This window comes from Massilia sp. H6 (assembly GCF_024802625.1).
GTDB lineage: Bacteria > Pseudomonadota > Gammaproteobacteria > Burkholderiales > Burkholderiaceae_D > Telluria.
The window spans coordinates 764,328-782,918 of sequence record NZ_CP103371.1 but is presented as its reverse complement, the minus strand read 5'-3'; the positions used below and the strand labels follow the sequence as shown (position 1 = coordinate 782,918).

Here is an 18,591-nt window from a genome sequence, read left to right as displayed (position 1 = left end):
GAAGCGCTTCAGTAGAGGCACCGCGTGGCCGTCGGCGGCGGCATGATTCAGGGTACGGGAAGTACCATGACGTGAAGATAGCAGATCGTCAAGCTGGAAGTCTCACGAATCATTGCTGCGCATCGCATGAAAAGTCGTCCCTGGCCGACGGTGCCGGCACCTGCAAAAAGGGAGCCTTCCGGCTCCCCTGCTTCAAGCGGCTTTCGCCCCTTCTTTCCGGCGCTGCAGCACGAAAATTGGCTGCGCCCACTGCACGTCCTTCTTTTTCTTGCTGGTGATCAAGGTCAGTTCCGACGGGTCGTAGACGTCGGTATTGTGCGTCAGCGGCGTGGTCATCAGGTACTGCGCGTCGGTGTTCTTCAGGAACTCGCCGACCAGCTGGATGTTACGGATATCCAGGTGGGCGAACGGTTCGTCGATGAACACGAAGCCGCCCGAGCCTTCTTCCGACTTCAACAAGCCGATCAAGAGCACCAGCGACTTCATCACCTGCTGGCCGCCCGAGGCTTCGCCGTCGTTCATGCCGATCTGGTCCTTGCCGTCGAACTTGAAGCGCACGTGCAGGCCGGCTTGCGCCAGTTGCACGTCGTCGTTCTCCAGGCGCACCGGGTCGGCCTGGACGTCGATGCCGGCCAGTTCACCCAGGTCCTTGATGTTCTTCGAATAGGCCTTGATCGTGTAGCGCAGGCGCTCGATATAGGCGCCGCGCGCGTTGGCGGTGGCCTCGATGGCGCGGTTGTTCTGGTAGCGGCGTTCTTCGGTCTCGGACTGGCGGCCGCTGAGCTGGTCGTTCAGGCGGCCGTACTGGTCGATGACGGTAGCGTCCAGTTCCCAGTCTTCGCGCGCCAGCGCGTGCTCCAGCGTCGATACGCGCAAATTGACCTGGTGCGCGTTCTGGTGCTTGGCCACCAGCGCGCCGCGCCAGGCCGCGTTCTTCCAGTTCTGCGGCACATGGCGCCAGCTGCGGCGCAGGCCCAGCAGCGCCTTGGCGTGTTCGGCGCGCTGCTCGATGGTGCGGCGGTTATTCAGGCGCATGCCCGCTTCGGCTTCGGACAGCGCCATGCGCGCGTTTTGCCAGACCGTGTCGGCGCGGGTGCGCGCCACCGTCGCGTTCTTGGTCAGGGTCGACAGCTCGCCCAGGCGCGCACCCACTTCCAGGCGCTCGGCCTTGAGCGGAGCGATCGCGCGCAGCGCTTCTTCGAATTCGGCCTGGCGCGCCGCCAGCTCCTTGGCGGCGTCGACGCCGGCAATGCGGCCCTTGAGCGCACCGATCTCGCCTGCCAGCTTGCTGATGGTTAGCGTCAGTGCGTCTTCCTGTGCTTCCAGGTTGGGCAGCAGCTTCTGGATCGCTTCCAGGCGCTGGGTCTTGCCGGCCGAACCGAAGCGGTAGCGCGATGCTTCGACGAACAGCGAGCGTCCGCCGCGGCGTTCGCGGTGGTAGGCGTCCGGCGTGATCCACTCGTCGGCGCGGGTCTTGAAGCCTTGGTCGACCGAGTCGACGCGCTCGATGCGTTCGAGCTGGTCGATCAGCCAGCCAGGAGCCTTGCCCGAGAAGCGCACCACCGACAGCAAGCTGGCATCCTTGACCACCGGCGCCTCGACGCAATCGGGCACGATGAAGTGGCGGTAGCGCTCCTTCTCGGCCAGGCGGTAGGCCGCCGGCGCATCCTTGGCTTTTTCCAGCAACACCACCGAGGCATAGCCGCCCAGCACACCCTCGACCGCGCCCTGCCACTTGGGGTCCGTGACTTCGACGATATCCGACAGCATGGCGTGTGCGATGCCCTCGTCGCGCAGGGCGCGGCGCATCAGGCGCTGGGCTTCCGGTTCCGGCATCGCGCTCTTGCCCTGCAAGGCCGAGACGGTCGCCACTTCATGGGCGATCTTGGCGCCGATGGCGTCGCGCTTGCCCTTCTGCTTGGCCAGCTCGACTTCTTTTTCGTCGAGCTGCCTGGATACTTCGGCGATGTCGGCGCCGGCATCGAGCGAGAGCTTGTGCAGGCGTTCCTTTTGCTCGATCAGGCTTTCCAGCGGCTTGAGGCGGCGATTGACTTCGGTCAGGCGCACGGCCAGCTCATTGCCTTCTTGCTCCAGCTGGGTTTCCAGCTTCTGCGCCTCGGTCAAGGCGCGCTGCTGCGCCCCCAGCTGCTGGCGCTTCTCGGCCAGGATCGAGTCGGCCTGCAGCAAGGGCTTACGCGCCTCGCGCAGGGTGCGGCTGATGGCGCCGGTCTTTTCGCGCGCCTCGTGGTATTCCAGCGCCGGCAGCACTTCTACTTGCAGCTCGTGCTTTTCCTTGCTCAGGTCGGACCACTGGTGGTGGTTGGCCACGCGCAGGCGCAAGCCCTCGAGATTGATGCGCGAGGTTTCCAGCTCGGACTCGAAACGTTTCAGTTCGGTCTCGGTGTCGCGCTGGTGGCGCTTGGCTTCATCGTAGGCATCGAGCACTTCCTTGTCGCCGAAGACCTGGAACACCAGGTCAAGCAGCTGGCGCGGCGCATATTCGCACAGCTTGTCGGTCTCGCCCTGCTCCAGCGCCAGCACCTTCGACATGGCCGGCGACAGGCCGGCCGAGGCGAGGCGCTTGCGGTAGTTTTCCACGCCGAGCCAGTCGGTCGCTTCGGTGACTTCTTCGATGTCGACGTTCCCCGGGCGCATCAGGTACTGGCGCTTCCAGTCGCCGCCGTTCTTCTGGATCTGGCAGAACAGCGTGACTTCGTCGTCGGCAAAGAAGCCGGAGTGGCGGAACGGCCGGTTCGACAGCTGCTTGCCGACCGCCTTGTTGTCGACCACCGCGCGGATCCAGGCGCTTTGCTGGCCGGAGTGGCGCGCATAGTGCTTGTAGGTGCGGCCCATCGAGCAGTCCAGGCCGAACAAGGTGCGCAGCGCGTCGAGCAAGGTGGTCTTGCCCGAGCCGTTCTGGCCGGCGATCGTGATGATCTTGGCGTCGAGCGGGATGTTCTTGATCCGCTGCCAGTAATCCCAGTGGACCAGTTCGAGTGATTTGATGTGGAACATGGGCTATCTCAATTCAGGGGTTCGGTGCTGTCGCCGGTGTCGGCAGTGGCGTCGGCGATGGCATCGTTGGCGGCATCGCCCTCAAGCGGCACCCGGCGCGGGACGGCCGCCAGCGGGGCGCGCTTGAACACATCGGTCAAGGCGCCGTTGATGATGCGTTCCTTGAGTACATCGGTGTCCATCATCAGGTCGAGCAAGGGTCCTTCGAGGATGACGTCGCCGCGCCGCTCGATGAAGCCGAGCTTGGACAGCACACCCAAATTCATGTCCATCCGCGTCTTCTTGCCCAGCTTGTCGCCGAAGTCCGACAGCAGCGCGGTGTACGAGATGCCGATCGAGGTGTCTTCGGCGCGCGGGATCGGCGCATCTTTCTCGAACAGGTCGTTCTGCTCGTCGTTGATGGTGGTGTGGGTTTCCTGGCGCTCGCGCTTGGGCAGGATGATCTGCGCCCACAGCACCACCAGGAGCGCCACGCCGTCGCGGGTCAGGCCGAAGTTATTGTTCTGCCAGATGTCCTTGGCGCCGAAGATCTTCGGTTCGACATTGCGGTGCAGCGCGATCGTGACGTGGTCGGCGTAGACATTGTCGAGCAGCTTCATGCCGCATTCCAGCAGGCGCTTGTCCACTTCGATGCGGAACTGCTCGTCCGACAGCGCGCGCTTGACCATCTTGTCGTCGCGGCGCAGGGTCTGGTGCGTCAGCAGGCGCGCGATCAGGATTTGTGCATCGTCATTCATTGCTCGTAACGCTTTCAGGACTGGCTGGATCTGGATTCAGTGAGAGGGAGGCGATCGACATGGCCGCCACTTCCGGGTCGTCAAGGGCGATCATGTCGTCTTGCGTCTCGAAGCGCACCGGCAGGCGCGCCAGTTCGGCAGTCGCCCCCTGCAGGCTGGCCTCGGCGGCATCGCCCAGCAGCGGCAGCAGCGAGGCGCGGTAAGAGGCGACGGCGAAACTGGCCGGCAGCAGCGACTCGTGCAGGGCGACCTTCTTCGGACCGCTGTCCGAAAACTCGGGGAAGTTGCCCAGGTTGGCGAAGTCGGCCAGCTTGTTGATCCAGTCGTTGAGCTCCCCCTGCATTGCCGGGTTGTCGTTGATGCTCAGGGGAGCATCCTGGCCGGTCGGCAGGCCCTTGGGGCCGCTGGCAGTGACGCGTTCGAGCAGCAGTTCGGTTTCGGCGACGTCGATCATCTCGGCCGGGGTACCGAACAGCGGCACCACCGGGCGGTCGATCGCGTCCGACGCCAGGCCGGCCAGGTCGTCGTGGGCCAGCAGCCAGCGCTTGACGTCGGTGGTCGACAGGCCGGACTGGCCCAGGTGCACACGCTGGCGCTCGATCTGGTTCAGGGCGCGCGAGAACATGCCCTGCATGTTCAGCAGCGCGCTCTGGGCGCGGCCGATCGCCTGCGCCGCCTTGTGGGTGGCGGCATCGGCGCGCTCGTCCGAGGTAATCGCCCGCAGGATCACCGATCCCTTCTCGACCCAGTCGCAGGCCATGTGCCATTTTGCCTGCGAGGTGCGCAACTTGAATTCGGAGCCGGATGCGATCGCGTCGCGGAACTCCTCGGTCAGTTCCACCAGGCGGCCCAGCAGGTGCTTGAGTTGTTCCACCGTGATGCCGCCCACCGCCTGGGCGCCCGCCACCTGCGACAGCAAAAAGCCCATCTCGGCGTCGTCTTCATCTGGCTGGGCCAGTGCAATCAGGGTGTCCAGCGCGGACAGCACATTGCGCGCCAGTGGCGTGATGCGGTAGACCGCGGCCGGGGCATCCCAGGCCAGCAGGCCGTGGCTGCGCAGGCGGTTCAGCACCGTTTCCAGGCTCTCGGCGCTCAGGTAAGCCAGTTTATTGTTGATGTCGCCGCGCGAAAACGCCGGGCTGGCAGTGTCGCCAGCGAGCTCGCGCAGCACCAGCAGGCGCACCAGCACGCCATCCTGGGAGCCATGGAACAGCGCCGTGAACGCCGACAACATCGGCTGGGCGCGTTTGAGGTGATACACCTGCTCGATCTCGTCGGGCGCCACGCCGGGCTGGAAGTGCGCCTGCAGCGGGTCGTCTTCGGGGGGCAGTGCAAAGGTGTCCGGGACTAGCGCCGCGGCGGCCAGGGTGTCGATCATCGTGAATACCGTTCTTCATGCGGGGGCGGCTACACCTGTCAAGGCAGGCACGACCGGTCCGCGGGGGCGCCAGTATAACAGTTTAGGCTGGGCAATTCGGACTCTGGCGGTGCCTCGACAGTTGCCACATAGCGGAAATGACACACCCCATCACCCCACATTAATTGCAATAAATTCAATCAATTTCTTAGAAAAGCATTTTTACTATCAGCACTATCAATAAACACAATTGGATATACAGACGCTATTGCACTATGCTGGCCGGGACATTGCAGACCGAGACCAACCAAGGAGAGCGCAGCATGAGCAAGGACATGGATGTACCAACCGCCGAGCAGGAACTGACCTGCCCGATGGGCCACGGCAAGAAGCCAAGGCAGACGCGGACCAACGCCCACTGGTGGCCAGACCAGCTGAACCTGGGCGTGCTGCACCAGCATGCCAACCTGGGCGATCCGATGCTGGAAGACTTTAATTACCGGAAAGAGTTCCAGAAACTGGACCTCGACGCCGTTATTGCCGACCTTCATGCGCTGATGACCGACTCCCAGGACTGGTGGCCGGCCGACTATGGTCACTATGGCCCCTTCTTCGTGCGCATGGCCTGGCACTCGGCCGGCACCTACCGCATCTTCGACGGCCGCGGCGGCGCCCGCTCGGGCGAGCAGCGATTTGCACCGCTCAACAGCTGGCCCGATAACGGCAACCTCGACAAGGCGCGCAGGCTGCTGTGGCCCATCAAGCAAAAGTATGGCAAGCAGCTGTCCTGGGCCGACCTGATGATCTTGGCCGGCAATGTGTCGCTCGAATCGATGGGTTTCAAGACCTTCGGCTTCGGTGGCGGGCGCGAAGACATCTGGGAACCACTGCCGATCGACTGGGGTCCGGAATCGACCTGGCTGGGCGATGAACGCTACAGCGGCGAGCGCGAGCTGGCCAAGCCGCTGGCCGCGGTGCAGATGGGCCTGATCTACGTCAACCCCGAAGGCCCGAATGGCACGCCCGACCCGGTGGGCTCGGCGCGCGACATCCGCGACACCTTCGGCCGCATGGCCATGGACGACGTCGAGACGGTGGCGCTGGTGGCCGGCGGCCACACCTTCGGCAAATGCCATGGCGCCGGTCCCGCGCACCACCTCAGTTCGGATCCGGAAGGCGCCAACATCGAAGAGCTGGGCCTGGGCTGGAAGAGCGCCTACGAGTCCGGCATCGGCGCGCACGCCATTACCAGCGGACTGGAAGGCGCGTGGACGGCCACGCCTACCACCTGGGACATGAGCTACCTTGAAACGCTGTTCGGCTTCGAGTGGGAACTCACCACGAGCCCGGCCGGCGCGCACCAGTGGAAGCCGGTGGGCGATGCCGGTCGCAACGTGCCCGACGCGCATATTCCCGGCAAGCTGCACCAGCCGATGATGACCACGGCCGACCTGGCCCTGCGCTTCGACCCTGCGTATGAAAAGATCGCGCGCCACTTCCTGGCCAATCCGGCTGAATTTGCCGATGCCTTCGCCCGTGCCTGGTTCAAGCTGACGCACCGCGACATGGGCCCGAAGCTGCGCTATCTCGGCCCGCTGGTGCCCCAGGAAGACCTGCTCTGGCAAGACCCGATTCCGGCAGCGGACCACCCGCTGGTGGACGCGGCCGACATCGCGGTATTGAAAGACCAGGTACTCGCGTCGGGCTTGAGTATCGCGCAACTGGTGAAGGCGGCGTGGGCCTCGGCCTCCACCTTCCGCGGCAGCGACATGCGCGGCGGTGCCAACGGCGCCCGCATTCGCCTGGCGCCCCAGAAAGACTGGGAAGCGAACGATCCGGCCGAACTGGCCCAGGTGCTGGAGCGGCTTGAAGCGATTGGTCGCGAATTCAATGCTTCAGCCAGCGGTGGCAAGCGCGTATCGCTCGCCGACCTGATCGTGCTGGGCGGCAGCGCCGCGATCGAAGCTGCTGCCAAGAAGGCCGGGCACGAGATCGAGGTTCCCTTCCGCCCGGGCCGCACCGACGCCGCGCTGGAGCAGACCGACGTCAATGCCTTCGAGGTGCTGGAACCGGCAGTCGACGGCTTCCGTAACTACATCCATGCTGGCGCTGCGGGCAATGTGGCCAATGCCGTCATCGACAAGGCCAACTTGCTGATGCTGACCGCACCCCAGATGACGGCCCTGGTCGGCGGCATGCGGGTGCTGGGCGCCACCAGCGGCGCTTCGGAAAACGGCGTGTTCACCACCCGGCCAGGCACGCTCACGCCAGACTTCTTCATCAACCTGCTGGATATGCGCACCGCATGGAAGCCCCTGGACGGCAGCAAGCACCTGTTCGAAGGCCTGGACCGCAAGACTGGCGAGCGCCGCTGGAGCGCCACCCTGGCCGACCTGATCTTCGGTAGCAATGCACAGCTGCGCGCATTGGCCGAGGTCTATGCCGCCCGCGACGGCGAGGCGCACTTCGTGCAGGACTTCGTGAAGGCCTGGACCAAGGTCATGGAGCTCGATCGCTTCGACCTGAAGTACACGACGGCAGCGTGAGGCTAGCCTACCGGTGAATCTCGCCGGTTGAACGCGTGGGCAAGAGCTTGCCCACGCAACGCCATGCCATGCCAGTCATTCTTTTCTCTTCACAGCATCTCAGCGCTTGGTCAGCGTCGCCAGCGTCTGCACGATCTGTTCTTTCTCGCCATCCTGGTAGCGCAGCTTGACCGGATACCACTCGTGCTTGGGCGCCAGCCAGATTTCCAGTACCTGGTCCTGCTTGCCGGCCAGCCGCTGGCGCAGCACCTTGACGGTATCGATCTCACCGAGGCCGGTGCGCAGGCTTTCCCGGCGCACCACCTTGAATACCCAGCGCTCGGCGTCGTTGCGGCCAGCCACGAAAAACGGCCACTCCGACCCCGCCTTGAACTGCTCACCGGCGGCGCGCGCCACGGCGGCCAGCTGCCAGGTAATCGAGACCCGGTCTTGTTCCCCGCCCTTGAGCGCATACACCTGCTTGCTTTGGCTAAAGCGCAGCGCTTTCGCGTCGCGATCGAAGGTGGTCGTGGCCGGGTCTTTGCGCAAGCGCTTTTCAAGAAATTCGGCCGGCGCCAGGCCGTAGGCATCGACCGTTCCGCTGCTGCGATTGTCGGTGATGGTGCCCAGCACCGGCACCCGCGATTCGGCGCTGGCGGTGTAGTTGCCAGCGCCGGCGCGCCAGGTGACGATGGCGTCGCCTGTGAGGTTAAAGCCGCGGTGGCGCGCCTGCAGCTCGTAGTGCAGGTCGGCCGAAGGCGGCAGCGCGAACGGGCGCTTGATGGCTGCCGGGGCGGCCGTCGCCTCCGGCACCGGCTGCGCGGCGGCGTGGCCCATGGCCATGGTCGTGGCCAGGGCGAGCAGCAAGCCGCGGCCCGGTTGTGGAAGTGTCGATCTATGCATATCAAAATCCTGGTGGGTTCATGGCGATGTTATTCACCGTTTGCGTGGTCACTGCGCCATTGGCTTCGCTGCTACGAATCTGCACCGGCATCCAGCCATGCGCCGGCGCCAGCCAGATATCGAGCCGCGAGCGGTACGAGCCCGGCTTCGGTGGACGGGTCAGGCGCACGGTGTGCAGGCGGCCCATGGGGGTGTCGATCTGTTCCAGTCCGGCGGCCTTGAACGAATACACGCTGCCGTCGCGGTCTTCGCCGACGAACATATCGATCTCGCCGTCGAGCTGCGCCGGGTCGCCGCGCGCGATGGCCGCCAGCTGCAGCGGCACCGTGGCCTTGTCCTGCGCACCTGGCTGCAGCACGTAGCTGGCCTGCGACGCGGAGAAGGTGAGCTTGTTGTCCGGCCAATCGAAATGGGTGGCCGTGAGCGCGCGGCCACGCCGCTTCTCGGTCATTTTCAGTGGTGCCAGTCCTGCGCTGCCCAGCTGCCCCTCGCTGGTGAGCACCACCAGGTTCACGCGCGCGAACATGATACCGATGCCGGCCTCGATCCGCACCCGGTAGGCGCCCGAGCCGTCGTGCTTCCACGACAGAATTGCCTGGCCACTCCAGCGGGTGCCGTCGGCATCGACGCGCGCGACGTCGAGCGTGATGTCGGCCGGGGGCGGCACGTCTATCTTGTAGCGGCGCACCGGGTCGCCCGGCACCGGCGCTGGCGCCGGGTCGGCGCTTGCCATGGTAGCGGCTTCGACGGGCGGGGGCGCCACCGCCTGGGCGGCGAGCGCGGCATCGGGTGGGCCGGACTGCGGCAGGGGCTCGCCGACCGCCTCCGCGACCACCATGTTGGACGGCAATGGATCGAAGTCGGGCAAGTTTGGCTGGGCCATTTTCGGTTCGGGCGGCACGACCGGGTCGGGCGGCACTGCCGCACTTGGTGGCAACAGCCGCGCCAGGCTGACCAGCGCCTCGCTGCCCTGCCCCGGCAGTGCCCGGCCTCCGGTGCCGACGGTGATCCAGCCCAGCACCATCCAGTGCAGCAGCACGACCAGCGTGCCCAGCACCAACTGGCGGCGCCGCTGTCGGAGGAAAGCAAAACTCATGGTGCTAGTGTAGCCTGCCGGGCGCACCGCTGCAGGCAGGCGCGCCGAGCCTGGTGGCCGGCTTGTGCAGGCCATGGTGAGGGTGTTATTTATCTGCTACGCTAGGGTGTCTACCCTACCGGAGAATATCGATGCTCAAGCCCCCCATGCCGAACCCCGCCGGAATGACCGATACGCTGGAATTCGTAAAGAATCTCTGGGGCAGCATGAATATCCCCGGCATTGCGATGCCCGGCACCGGCACCAGCCTGTCCACCGAAGACCTGGACAAGAAAATCGCCGACCTTAAGGCAGTCGAATCGTGGCTGAACCTGAACATCGGCATGTTGCGCGGCACCATACAGGCGCTCGAAGTCCAGCGCGGCACCCTCGCTACGCTCAAGGCAATGAGCGACAGCATGACCCAGGCCATGGGCCGCAGCGGCGACCAGGCCGCCATGACGGCGCCGTTCGCCCAGTTCTTCGCGCAGGCCGCACAGCCCGCGCCATCGTCCCCGCCTGCCAGCGCCTCGGCAGCGGCGGCCGCAGCCGATTCTGCGCAGGCCGACCAGGCCAACCCGGCCGGTTATCCGGCGGACAGCGCCAATGTCATGCCGGCCGCGGTCGCATGGTGGAACTTGCTTCAAGACCAGTTCCGCCAAGCCGTAACAAGTGCGACTCCGATGCCCGGCACGCATGCGGCGGCCGATGACGGGGGCGCGAGCAGCGCTCCCGAGCCAGGCAGCGCGGGCGACGCGCCAGAACATGGCCCAAGCAGTGGCGCCGACCCGGCCGGCAGTGAGCGCAGTAGCGGCAAGACAGGACGTCATCCTCGCGGGAAAGTCGACAAGGCATAAAGCGCCCTGGGGATTTTTGCAGGCGCGCACCTCGCACACTTGACGCAAACGGTAGCGCACGCTTCGCCGGCGTGCTGAACTGGACTAACCGGACCAGCTGTTCACCGTCCGGCCTTGCCATCCTGCCCTGTGTTACGTCGGAGTGCGCGTGTTCGCCATCGACCCTGCCAGCTTGTCGCCGTCCCAGCTTGCCGACCTGCGCCGCAAACTCGACGCTGCCGGTTGCCGCCCGCCCGCGCATGCCTGGACACTCGCCGACCTGGCCGACGCCATCGTCGAGTTCCGCCGGCGCCAGGGCATTGCCGGCCTGGGCGTGCTCGACGATGTCACGCAGCGGCGGCTCGACGCGGTCAGCGGCGCCACGTTCAACGATGTGTTCCGCGACGAGCTCGACCTGCTGCGTCCGCAATATGGCAGCAGCCTCGAGGCCGCCGCGCAGGGCGAACTCCCGGGCCGCGCCCATGCGGCCGGCCTGGTCGGCCTGGCCTTGTCCGGCGGCGGCGTACGCAGCGCCACCTTCGGCCTGGGCGTGCTGCAGGCGATGGCGCGCCATGGGTTGCTGCGCCAGCTCGACTACCTGTCGACCGTCTCCGGCGGCGGCTTCATCGGTGGCTGGCTGTCCAAGTGCATCCACGAACAAGGCGGTAATGTCGGCGCGGTCGAAGCCATGCTGGCCCCGTCCGCCGGCACGCCCGAGGCGCCGGCGCTGCGTTTCCTGCGCCAGTACAGCAACTATCTGTCGCCGCACGGCGGCATGTTCAGCGCCGATACCTGGACCCTGATCAGCACCTATGTACGCAATACGGGCCTGAACCTGACCATGCTGGTGGCCTGGCTGTGCGCCCTGCTGCTGCTGCCGCGCGCCGCCGTCTGGGCGGTACACCGCATCGTCAGCCCGGGCGGCCAATGGGCCGCCTATGCCGACGTGGCCTGGATCATCGGCGCCCTGCTGTTCCTGTGCGCGGTGTTCGGCATTGCCCTGAGCATCTCCACCAAGCCCTCCAGCTCGCGCGGCTTGCGGCGCTTTCCGTTGTCGCAAGGCGCGGTCCTCTGGTGGATCAACCTGCCGCTGCTGCTGGCCGGATTTCTCGGCAGCGTGGGCTTGTGGCGCCATGGCGGCGCGCCGATCTGGGAAATGGGCATGCTGCCGGCCCAGTTCCAGGGCCGCGCCTACTGGCTGCTGGCGCCTGGCGTCGTCTATTTTGCGGTGTGGGCCTGTGGCTGGTACCTGGCGCACGACCGCACCAGCGCCTACCGGCGCGCCGGCTACACGGCCTGCGCGGCCAGCGCGGTTACCGTGGCGGCGATTCTGTCCGCCGCGGCCTGCACCTTCGCCCCGGCATTCGTGGCGCAGCTAATGCAACCGGCCACCAGCGGCTACCTGGTGACCGGCTTGCTGGTGCTGGCCGCGGCGCTGTTCCTGTTCGCCGTCGCGCTTGGCGTAGCCGCCTGGTTCCAGCCCAACCGGCCTTCTGCCGATGTCACCCGCAACGAATTGGTCGAGGGCCTGGCGCACCTGGTGTGCGCCATCGGTGCGCTCACCCTCGGCACCGTGCTGCTGCTGCTCGGGCTGGCGCTGTTGCCGGAGCCGGCCACGCACCCGGTGCTTAACAACGCCATTGCCTTGACCACCTTCGGCATGCCGCTGATGATGGCGCTGTTTGCCAGCACCATGACCCTGATGATCGGCCTGATCGGGCGCATGTACAGCGACGCCAGCCGCGAATGGTGGAGCCGCCAGGGCGCCTGGGCCTGGATCTTCGCGCTGGCCTGGGTCACCATGTTCGGCATCGCTTTCTTTCTGGGGCCGCTGCTGCACTGGGCCTGGCTCACCTACGACCCCTGGGGACATGTCACCACCGTGCTCGGCTGGCTGGCGGTGACCTGGTTCGGCCTGAAGGCCGGCAGCGGCAGCGCGACCGGCATGCGCAGCGCCGACTGGCGGCTCGACCTGGCCGCACGGCTGGCGCCCTATATGTTTACGGCCGGCGTCTTCGCGCTGCTCGGTACCGTGGTGCAGCTGGCGGTGGCGCCGCCCACCATCGACTGCCGCGGCCCGGTCACGCTGGTCTGCGTCTACGGCGCCCACGCCAGCGCCACCCTGGCCACCAGCGGCACGCGCCTGGCGCTTGCGTTCGGCGGCCTGCTGCTGGCCGCCCTGCTGCTCGGCTGGCGGGTCGACATCAACAAGTTCTCGCTTTACATGCTCTACCGCAACCGGCTGGTGCGCGCCTATTTCGGCGCCAGCAGCCGCGCGCGCAATCCGCATCCGTTTACCGGATTCGATCCCGGCGACGACCCGCTGCTCCAGGACCTCAAGCAGCAGCGCCCCTGCCACATCATCAATACCTCGCTCAACCTGGTGGGCGGCGAGGAACTTGCCTGGCGCACCCGCAAGGCGGCCTCGTTTACCTTCACGCCGCGCTATTGCGGCTTCGAGCTGCCGCAGCAAGCCGAGAGCGGCGACTCCGGGCGCGGCTGCTACCGGCCGACCGACCTGTATGCCTCGCGCGCGGGCCCCGGCGCCGACGACGACGCCGGCGTGCGGCTGGGCATGGCGGTGGCGGTATCGGGCGCTGCGGCCAGCCCGAACATGGGCGCACACTCGTCGCCGCCACTGAACTTTTTGATGACGATGTTCAACGTGCGCCTGGGCCGCTGGTGCCCCAACCCACGCAAGGCCGCGTGGCAGCAATCATCGCCCCCGGTGGGCCTGTTCAGCCTGCTGGCCGAGCTGTTTGGCCTGACCAACGCCGACGCCAGCTATGTCTACTTGTCCGACGGCGGCCACTTCGACAACCTCGGCATTTACGAACTGGTACGGCGCCGCTGCCGCCTGATCATCGCGGTCGACGTGGCCAGCGACGGCGCGCTCTCCTTCGAAGACCTCGGCAACGCGATCCGCAAGTGCGCGACCGACCTGCACGTACGCATCGACCTCGATGTCTCCCAGCTTGCCCAGCGCGGCGGCGAAGGCTTGTGCGGCGCCAGCTGCGCGGTCGGCACCGTGCGCTACAGCCAGCTGGACCCGGGCGGCGCCGACGGCACCTTGTTGTACCTGAAACCGGCCATCGTCGGCCGCGAAAACGCCGACCTGCTCAACTACCGCAAGGTGCATCCCGCCTATCCGCACGAAAGCACGGCAGACCAGTGGTTCGACGAGACGCAGTTCGAAAGCTACCGCGCGCTGGGGCAGTACGTCGGCGAGTGCGCGCTGGGCGGTGCGGCCGAAGCGGCGCGTAGCGAAGCTGGCGCGATCGATGTCGAGGCGCTGTGCGCGCAACTGGCGCGGCGGCACGGCAATGCGCCGGCGCCGGCCGGGTGCGGGGAGGTACGGGAGCGCTGCCGCTGACAGGCTACCGGCCTGCGCACGGACATTCAGGCAGCGCCAGCCGGGCCAGGCGCTGCGTCTGCCGATGGCGGCTCCACCTTTGGCGGCAACGCCATCAGCTGCTCCATCAGTTGCGCAAAGCGCTGCTGCCCCGGCTGCAGCCGGTCGACATGCGCCAGCACCTCATGCGCCTCGCTCGATAGCGCCACGCTGTAACCGCGCTGCTGCATGTGCGACACCAGGATCTGCGCCGAATTGAACAGGATGCGTCCATTGTGCGGCAGCGCCGTTCTGGCATTGCGCATCCATTCCACGGCTTCGGCCAGCTTGCCGGTCTTCCAGAGCAGCACGCCCTGGTTCATCAGGTCGACCGCCTCCTTGCGCGCGGCGCGAATCAGGGACTCGCCCTCGTCGCCCATGCGTGCTTTCTCGAAGATGTTCTGCACCTCGTCTTGCAGCAGCTGGTTGTCGTGGTTGTTGCGGATGATGTAGCACAGCAGTTCAACCGGCGCTTCCTTGACGCCGACTGCGAACAGCAGCGTCGCCATCTCGATGCAGGTCGGCACATCGGGGCGCTCGGGCCTGGCTTGCAGCAGCGCTTCGAGTTCGTCGCCGGCCTTGCGCGCACGGCGGTAGTCGCCGCTCTCGTGATACACCAGGCCTTCGGTGATCTTGACGCGCAGTTCAAGGTCGGGATGGTCGGCGCCGAAATCGCGCTGCACAGCGGTCAACAGCTGCAGCGCTTCTTTCGGGTCGTTCTTCAGCCCGCAGACGCGCGCCAGGCCGAGATAGGCGTCCGGTGTCTTGCGGATCGAGTATTCGCCGACGGCGATGCATTTGCGGAAAGCCTTTTCGGCCGTGCCCACATTGCCCAACTTGAGGCAGGCCCGGCCCAGGTTGCGCTGGCGCGGCACCGAGTTCGGCGACAGCCTGGCGGCGCGCTCGAGGATGCCGAGCGCTTCTTCGTGCTGGCCCATGCGCTGGTAGCTCAGGGCCAGCTGGTCGTAGGCGTCGATGTAATAGCGGTTCTCGGCGATGACGGTAGCGAACATCTGGCGCGCCTGCTCGTAGTCGCCGTCGGCCAGCCGGATCTTGGCCAGGCCGTTACGCGCCCACTGGTATTCGCGCTGGGCCAGCACGCGCTCATAGGTCTCGCGCGCCTTGCCCGGTTCGCCGCTGCGTTCCATCAGCCGCGCCTTCATGCGCAGCAGGTCGATCTCGTGCACGCGGCTAGCCGCGATCTGCTCGTCGCACAGGCGGGCCGCGCGCAGGTAGTCTTTCTCGGCATAGGCCTGGTCGATCAGGCTGAACACCTGCTTCTTGCGCCACACCCGGGTCAGGCGCGACAGCAGCACGCCCTCGGTGATCGGCTTGACCAGGTAGGCGTCGGGCTGGTGCTCGGCCGCGCCCATCACCGACTCCACGCTTTTTTCGGCCGAGACCATCAGGAACACGCACGAGGGCAGCAGCAGGTTGCGCAGGCGCGCCTCTTCCAGCACCTGCTGGCCGTTCTTGCCCTCGCCCAGGTTGAAGTCGCACAGCACCACGTCGTAGCGGGTCTTGTTGAGCAACCCCATTGCTTCGCCGCCGCTGGAGGCCTGGTCGATGTTGCGCGCCCCCAGGCTGCGCAGGGCTTCGCGCAGCAACTGGCGCACGCCGATGAAGTCGTCGACCACCAGGTAGTTCTTGCCGGCCCAGTCGACCTGGTCGTGGGCGGGGGCGTTCATGGCAGGGTCAGGATGAAACAGCCGCCACCGAGCACGCCGCCGTTTTCCAGCCGCACTGCCCCGGCGCGCTCGCGGTGGCGGTGCATACGGGCGACTTCGCGCGAAAAATGCAGGCCGAGGCCTGCGCTATTGGTCAGGAAATTAACGCCCTGGGCGGTGCCGCTCATGCCACCGTTGCCCGCTTCGAGCAGCGCGGCCGGGTAGCCGGCGCCGTTGTCTTCGACCCGGATCTCCAGGCAACCATCGTGCTGGCGTGCGGTCAGCCGGATGCGGTCGCGCGTATAGTGTACGGCGTTGTTGATCGCGTGCGAAACCACGCCCACGATCAGGTCTTCATCGACATGCCAGACCAGCTCGGGTTCAACGTCGAGGTCGAGGGTGACGCCGCGCGACTCCAGCAGCACCCGCCCCAGTGCCACCACCGCCTCGACCAACTGCCCAGCCTCGATCGGCTGCATGTCGAACGGGTATTCCGGCGTGCCGACGCGCTTGTACAGCGCCAGCAGCTGCATCAGGCTGTCGTTCAGGCGACGCGTCTGGTACAGCATCTGCGCCATCTGCGGGTAGGCCGCTTCAGTCTCGGGCGAGGCGTCGTCGAGCAGGCGCTCGAGCGTGCCGGACAGGACACTGATCGAATTCTTCATGTCGTGCGCAGTGGACGCCAGGTACAGGAACAGCGGATTCGATTGTGGCGTGTCTTCCATGGCGGGACCGGCGGACCGAAGAAGTTACTGTAGGTCAATTATACCGCGATGAAGTTGACAATTCTCGCCCGATGCACAAGCAGGGCGCAGGAAACCTCAGGTCTGTTTCAGCTGGCCAATCACGCTGGCGACCTTGGTGGTAATCACATCGACCGCCGGGCCGTTCGCGCCGTGGGGCAAGATAACATCGGCATTGCGCTTGGTCGGCTCGATAAATTGCTTGTGCATCGGGCGGACCGTATCGAGGTACTGGCTGACGATGCTTTCCAGCGAGCGGCCGCGCTCGGTGATATCTCTTTGCATGCGGCGGATGAAGCGCACATCGGGTGCCGTATCGACGAAGATCTTCAGCGACATCATGTTGCACAAGTCGGCGTCGTACAAGGCGAACAGGCCTTCGATCACGATGACCGGGGCGGGCTTGACTGCAATGGTGTTGCTGGAGCGGTTGTCGAGCGTGAAGTCGTACTCCGGCATCTCGATCGCCGCGCCATTGCGCAAGGCCTGCACGTGCTGCACCAGCAGCGGCCAGTCGAAGGCATTCGGATGGTCGTAGTTCTGCTTGCGGCGAACGTCGGGGGAGAGCTCGGATTGATCGCGGTAGTAATCGTCCTGCATCACGACCGAGACCATCTCGGCACCGAACGAAGCCAGCACTTGCTGGGTCACCGTCGACTTGCCGCTGCCGCTGCCGCCAGCGACACCAATAATAAATGGAGGGGGAGAAATCTGATTCATCCCCGCATGATACCGGAGTGCCGGGTGAACCGGCAGCAGCCGCCATGCTCAGCGGCTCATTTTGAATACTTGCACGACTCCCGTTAGCTCATCGGCACGGCGGTGCAGGCTCTCGGCCGCGGCAGCGGCCTCTTCGACCAGTGCGGCGTTCTGCTGGGTCATGCCGTCGAGATCGCTGATTGACTGGTTGAGTTCCTCGATACTGGTGCTCTGCGCACGGCTGTTGCCGCTCATCTCGGTCATGATGCCTGCCACACTTTGCACCGACTGCATCAGGCTGTTCATGGTGGCGCCGGCCTGGTCGGCCATCAAGCTGCCGCCGTCGACCTGCTCCACCGACGCCTTGATGACGACACCGATATCGCGCGCGGCGGTGGCGCTGCGCTGCGCCAGCGCGCGCACTTCGGACGCCACCACGGCAAAGCCGCGTCCGTTCTCCCCGGCACGCGCCGCTTCGACTGCCGCGTTCAGTGCGAGCAAGTTGGTCTGGAAGGCAATGGCTTCGATGGTGCCGATCATGCCGGCGATTTTCGACGAGGCGTCGCGGATCGCCGTCATCTTGCCGACCAGTTCAGTCACTGCCTTGGCGCCCACTGCCGCTTCTTCCGAAGCGGTGCCCGACAATGTCGTCACATAGGCCGAACGCTGGGTATTGGCGCGCACCGCAGTGACCATCGTTTCGATATTCGAGGCGATTTCCTCGAGTGCGCCGGCCTGGGTTTCGGTACGGCTGGCCAGGTCGGCGTTGCCGGTGGCGATTTCGCGGGTGGCGATCGCAATGCTGTCGGAGCCGCTGCGCACCTTGCCGACAATATCTGCCAGCCCCTGGCTGACCCCGTTGATGGCTTGCATGAGTTGGCCCATTTCGTCGCTGCGCGTCACGTGCATCTGGGCCGACAGGTCGCCCTGGGCCATTTTCTGGGCCGTCTCGCGCGCCGTAATCAAGGGCCGGGTCACCATGCGGCGCACGCATTGGTCAATGATCACGCCAAGCACCAGCAGGGCTGGCAGCATCGCGAGCAGGTATTCCAGGCGCAGCCGCGCCAGCCCGGCTGCAGGCGCATGCGCCGTCATGGCCCAGATGCCCGCCAGGCCGGCAGTGCCTGCCACCAGAACCGCCACCATGGCCAGCTTGAGCGAGATGGGCATCTGCCGGTGCTCGGTCACGTCGATCCCGACGTAGAGCACGCCGATCACGGCGCCACTGCTATCGAAGATCGGATCGTAGTGCGTCATGTACTGGGTGCCGAACAAGGTGGCATATCCGACATAGGATCGCCCGGCCAGCAACTCCTTGTAGCCCGGATGGGCACGGTCGAGCGGTGTACCCAGGGGGCGCTCGCCGTTCGGACGCTTGACCGAGGTGCTCACCCGTATGAAATCCTGTGCCACCCGTACAAAGAATGTCGAGGTCGCGCCGGTTGTTCGTTTGAAGGCATCCGGCAGGGAAAAATCCAGATTCAATACCGCGCTTCCGCTTCTTAACAGCGGAGTCGCGGTGCCGTTGACGGCCACGCTGTGGGCGTGGTCGACCGTAATGGCACCTGGCAATGCTCCGTGCAATTTCATCGCAAGTGCATTGATTTGCGTTTTAAGCGGAACGAGCACCTTCATTACCTTCT

At 65.8% G+C, this 18,591-nt stretch carries 12 protein-coding genes; 3 read left to right on the top strand and 9 right to left on the bottom strand.

Going from position 1 to position 18,591, the window contains the following annotated elements; all coding sequences use genetic code 11:
* Nucleotides 1-192 precede the first annotated feature (192 nt).
* Genes NRS07_RS03485 through NRS07_RS03475 form a run of 3 tightly spaced genes read right to left on the bottom strand, consistent with a single transcriptional unit; the run spans nt 193 to nt 5,130 of the window.
* Complete coding sequence (locus NRS07_RS03485) at nt 193-3,015, bottom strand: ATP-binding protein (protein ID WP_259211248.1); 2,823 nt, start codon at nt 3,013-3,015, stop codon at nt 193-195.
* Nucleotides 3,016-3,023: 8 nt separating this feature from the next.
* On the bottom strand, nt 3,024-3,752 hold the full coding sequence (locus tag NRS07_RS03480) for a hypothetical protein (RefSeq protein ID WP_259211247.1): 729 nt from the start codon (nt 3,750-3,752) through the stop codon (nt 3,024-3,026).
* Nucleotides 3,745-5,130: a hypothetical protein gene (locus tag NRS07_RS03475; RefSeq protein WP_259211246.1), complete on the bottom strand. Its 1,386-nt coding sequence runs from the start codon at nt 5,128-5,130 to the stop codon at nt 3,745-3,747. The genes NRS07_RS03480 and NRS07_RS03475 overlap by 8 nt, the downstream gene beginning before the upstream one ends.
* A gap of 302 nt (nt 5,131-5,432) precedes the next feature.
* Between NRS07_RS03475 and katG the strand changes: the two genes are divergently transcribed.
* Complete coding sequence (katG, locus tag NRS07_RS03470) at nt 5,433-7,655, top strand: catalase/peroxidase HPI (protein ID WP_259211245.1); 2,223 nt, start codon at nt 5,433-5,435, stop codon at nt 7,653-7,655.
* Nucleotides 7,656-7,754: 99 nt separating this feature from the next.
* Here the strand turns inward: katG and NRS07_RS03465 are convergent, their stop codons facing one another.
* Together NRS07_RS03465 and NRS07_RS03460 are read right to left on the bottom strand one after the other, a co-directional pair.
* On the bottom strand, nt 7,755-8,537 hold the full coding sequence (locus tag NRS07_RS03465) for a DUF3108 domain-containing protein (RefSeq protein ID WP_259211244.1): 783 nt from the start codon (nt 8,535-8,537) through the stop codon (nt 7,755-7,757).
* 1 nt (nt 8,538) lies between these two features.
* Nucleotides 8,539-9,633 carry a DUF3108 domain-containing protein gene (locus tag NRS07_RS03460; RefSeq protein WP_259211242.1) on the bottom strand — a complete coding sequence of 365 codons (1,095 nt, stop codon included), beginning with the start codon at nt 9,631-9,633 and terminating at the stop codon, nt 8,539-8,541.
* Between the two features lie 131 nt (nt 9,634-9,764).
* Between NRS07_RS03460 and NRS07_RS03455 the strand changes: the two genes are divergently transcribed.
* Together NRS07_RS03455 and NRS07_RS03450 are read left to right on the top strand one after the other, a co-directional pair.
* Nucleotides 9,765-10,469 (top strand): PhaM family polyhydroxyalkanoate granule multifunctional regulatory protein, encoded by a 705-nt coding sequence (locus NRS07_RS03455; RefSeq protein ID WP_259211241.1) that lies wholly within the window; start codon nt 9,765-9,767, stop codon nt 10,467-10,469.
* Between the two features lie 148 nt (nt 10,470-10,617).
* Nucleotides 10,618-13,821 (top strand): patatin-like phospholipase family protein, encoded by a 3,204-nt coding sequence (locus tag NRS07_RS03450; protein WP_259211239.1) that lies wholly within the window; start codon nt 10,618-10,620, stop codon nt 13,819-13,821.
* Nucleotides 13,822-13,847: 26 nt separating this feature from the next.
* On the opposite strand, the gene NRS07_RS03445 is transcribed toward NRS07_RS03450, so the two are convergent.
* From NRS07_RS03445 to NRS07_RS03430, 4 genes are all read right to left on the bottom strand, one after another.
* A complete protein-coding gene (locus NRS07_RS03445) occupies nt 13,848-15,527 on the bottom strand; it encodes a tetratricopeptide repeat-containing response regulator (protein ID WP_259211236.1) in 1,680 nt (559 codons plus the stop codon).
* Nucleotides 15,524-16,231, bottom strand: coding sequence for a sensor histidine kinase KdpD (locus NRS07_RS03440; protein ID WP_259211234.1), 708 nt, complete (start codon nt 16,229-16,231; stop codon nt 15,524-15,526). The genes NRS07_RS03445 and NRS07_RS03440 overlap by 4 nt, the downstream gene beginning before the upstream one ends.
* Before the next feature lie 96 nt (nt 16,232-16,327).
* Nucleotides 16,328-16,969 carry a uridine kinase gene (gene udk, locus NRS07_RS03435; protein WP_259211231.1) on the bottom strand — a complete coding sequence of 214 codons (642 nt, stop codon included), beginning with the start codon at nt 16,967-16,969 and terminating at the stop codon, nt 16,328-16,330.
* 48 nt (nt 16,970-17,017) lie between these two features.
* Nucleotides 17,018-18,583, bottom strand: a complete 1,566-nt coding sequence (locus tag NRS07_RS03430; RefSeq protein WP_259211230.1) for a methyl-accepting chemotaxis protein — start codon at nt 18,581-18,583, stop codon at nt 17,018-17,020.
* Nucleotides 18,584-18,591: the final 8 nt, after the last annotated feature.

What these genes read in the sequence shown, in the direction of transcription:
- NRS07_RS03480 (WP_259211247.1), bottom strand. Translation starts at nt 3,752, where the DNA reads ATGAATGACGATGCACAAATCCTGATCGCGCGCCTGCTGACGCACCAG.
- NRS07_RS03430 (WP_259211230.1), bottom strand. Translation starts at nt 18,583, where the DNA reads ATGAAGGTGCTCGTTCCGCTTAAAACGCAAATCAATGCACTTGCGATG.
- NRS07_RS03455 (WP_259211241.1), top strand. Translation starts at nt 9,765, where the DNA reads ATGCTCAAGCCCCCCATGCCGAACCCCGCCGGAATGACCGATACGCTG.
- NRS07_RS03460 (WP_259211242.1), bottom strand. Translation starts at nt 9,633, where the DNA reads ATGAGTTTTGCTTTCCTCCGACAGCGGCGCCGCCAGTTGGTGCTGGGC.
- NRS07_RS03440 (WP_259211234.1), bottom strand. Translation starts at nt 16,231, where the DNA reads ATGGAAGACACGCCACAATCGAATCCGCTGTTCCTGTACCTGGCGTCC.
- katG (WP_259211245.1), top strand. Translation starts at nt 5,433, where the DNA reads ATGAGCAAGGACATGGATGTACCAACCGCCGAGCAGGAACTGACCTGC.
- NRS07_RS03475 (WP_259211246.1), bottom strand. Translation starts at nt 5,130, where the DNA reads ATGATCGACACCCTGGCCGCCGCGGCGCTAGTCCCGGACACCTTTGCA.
- NRS07_RS03445 (WP_259211236.1), bottom strand. Translation starts at nt 15,527, where the DNA reads ATGAACGCCCCCGCCCACGACCAGGTCGACTGGGCCGGCAAGAACTAC.
- NRS07_RS03465 (WP_259211244.1), bottom strand. Translation starts at nt 8,537, where the DNA reads ATGCATAGATCGACACTTCCACAACCGGGCCGCGGCTTGCTGCTCGCC.
- udk (WP_259211231.1), bottom strand. Translation starts at nt 16,969, where the DNA reads ATGAATCAGATTTCTCCCCCTCCATTTATTATTGGTGTCGCTGGCGGC.
- NRS07_RS03485 (WP_259211248.1), bottom strand. Translation starts at nt 3,015, where the DNA reads ATGTTCCACATCAAATCACTCGAACTGGTCCACTGGGATTACTGGCAG.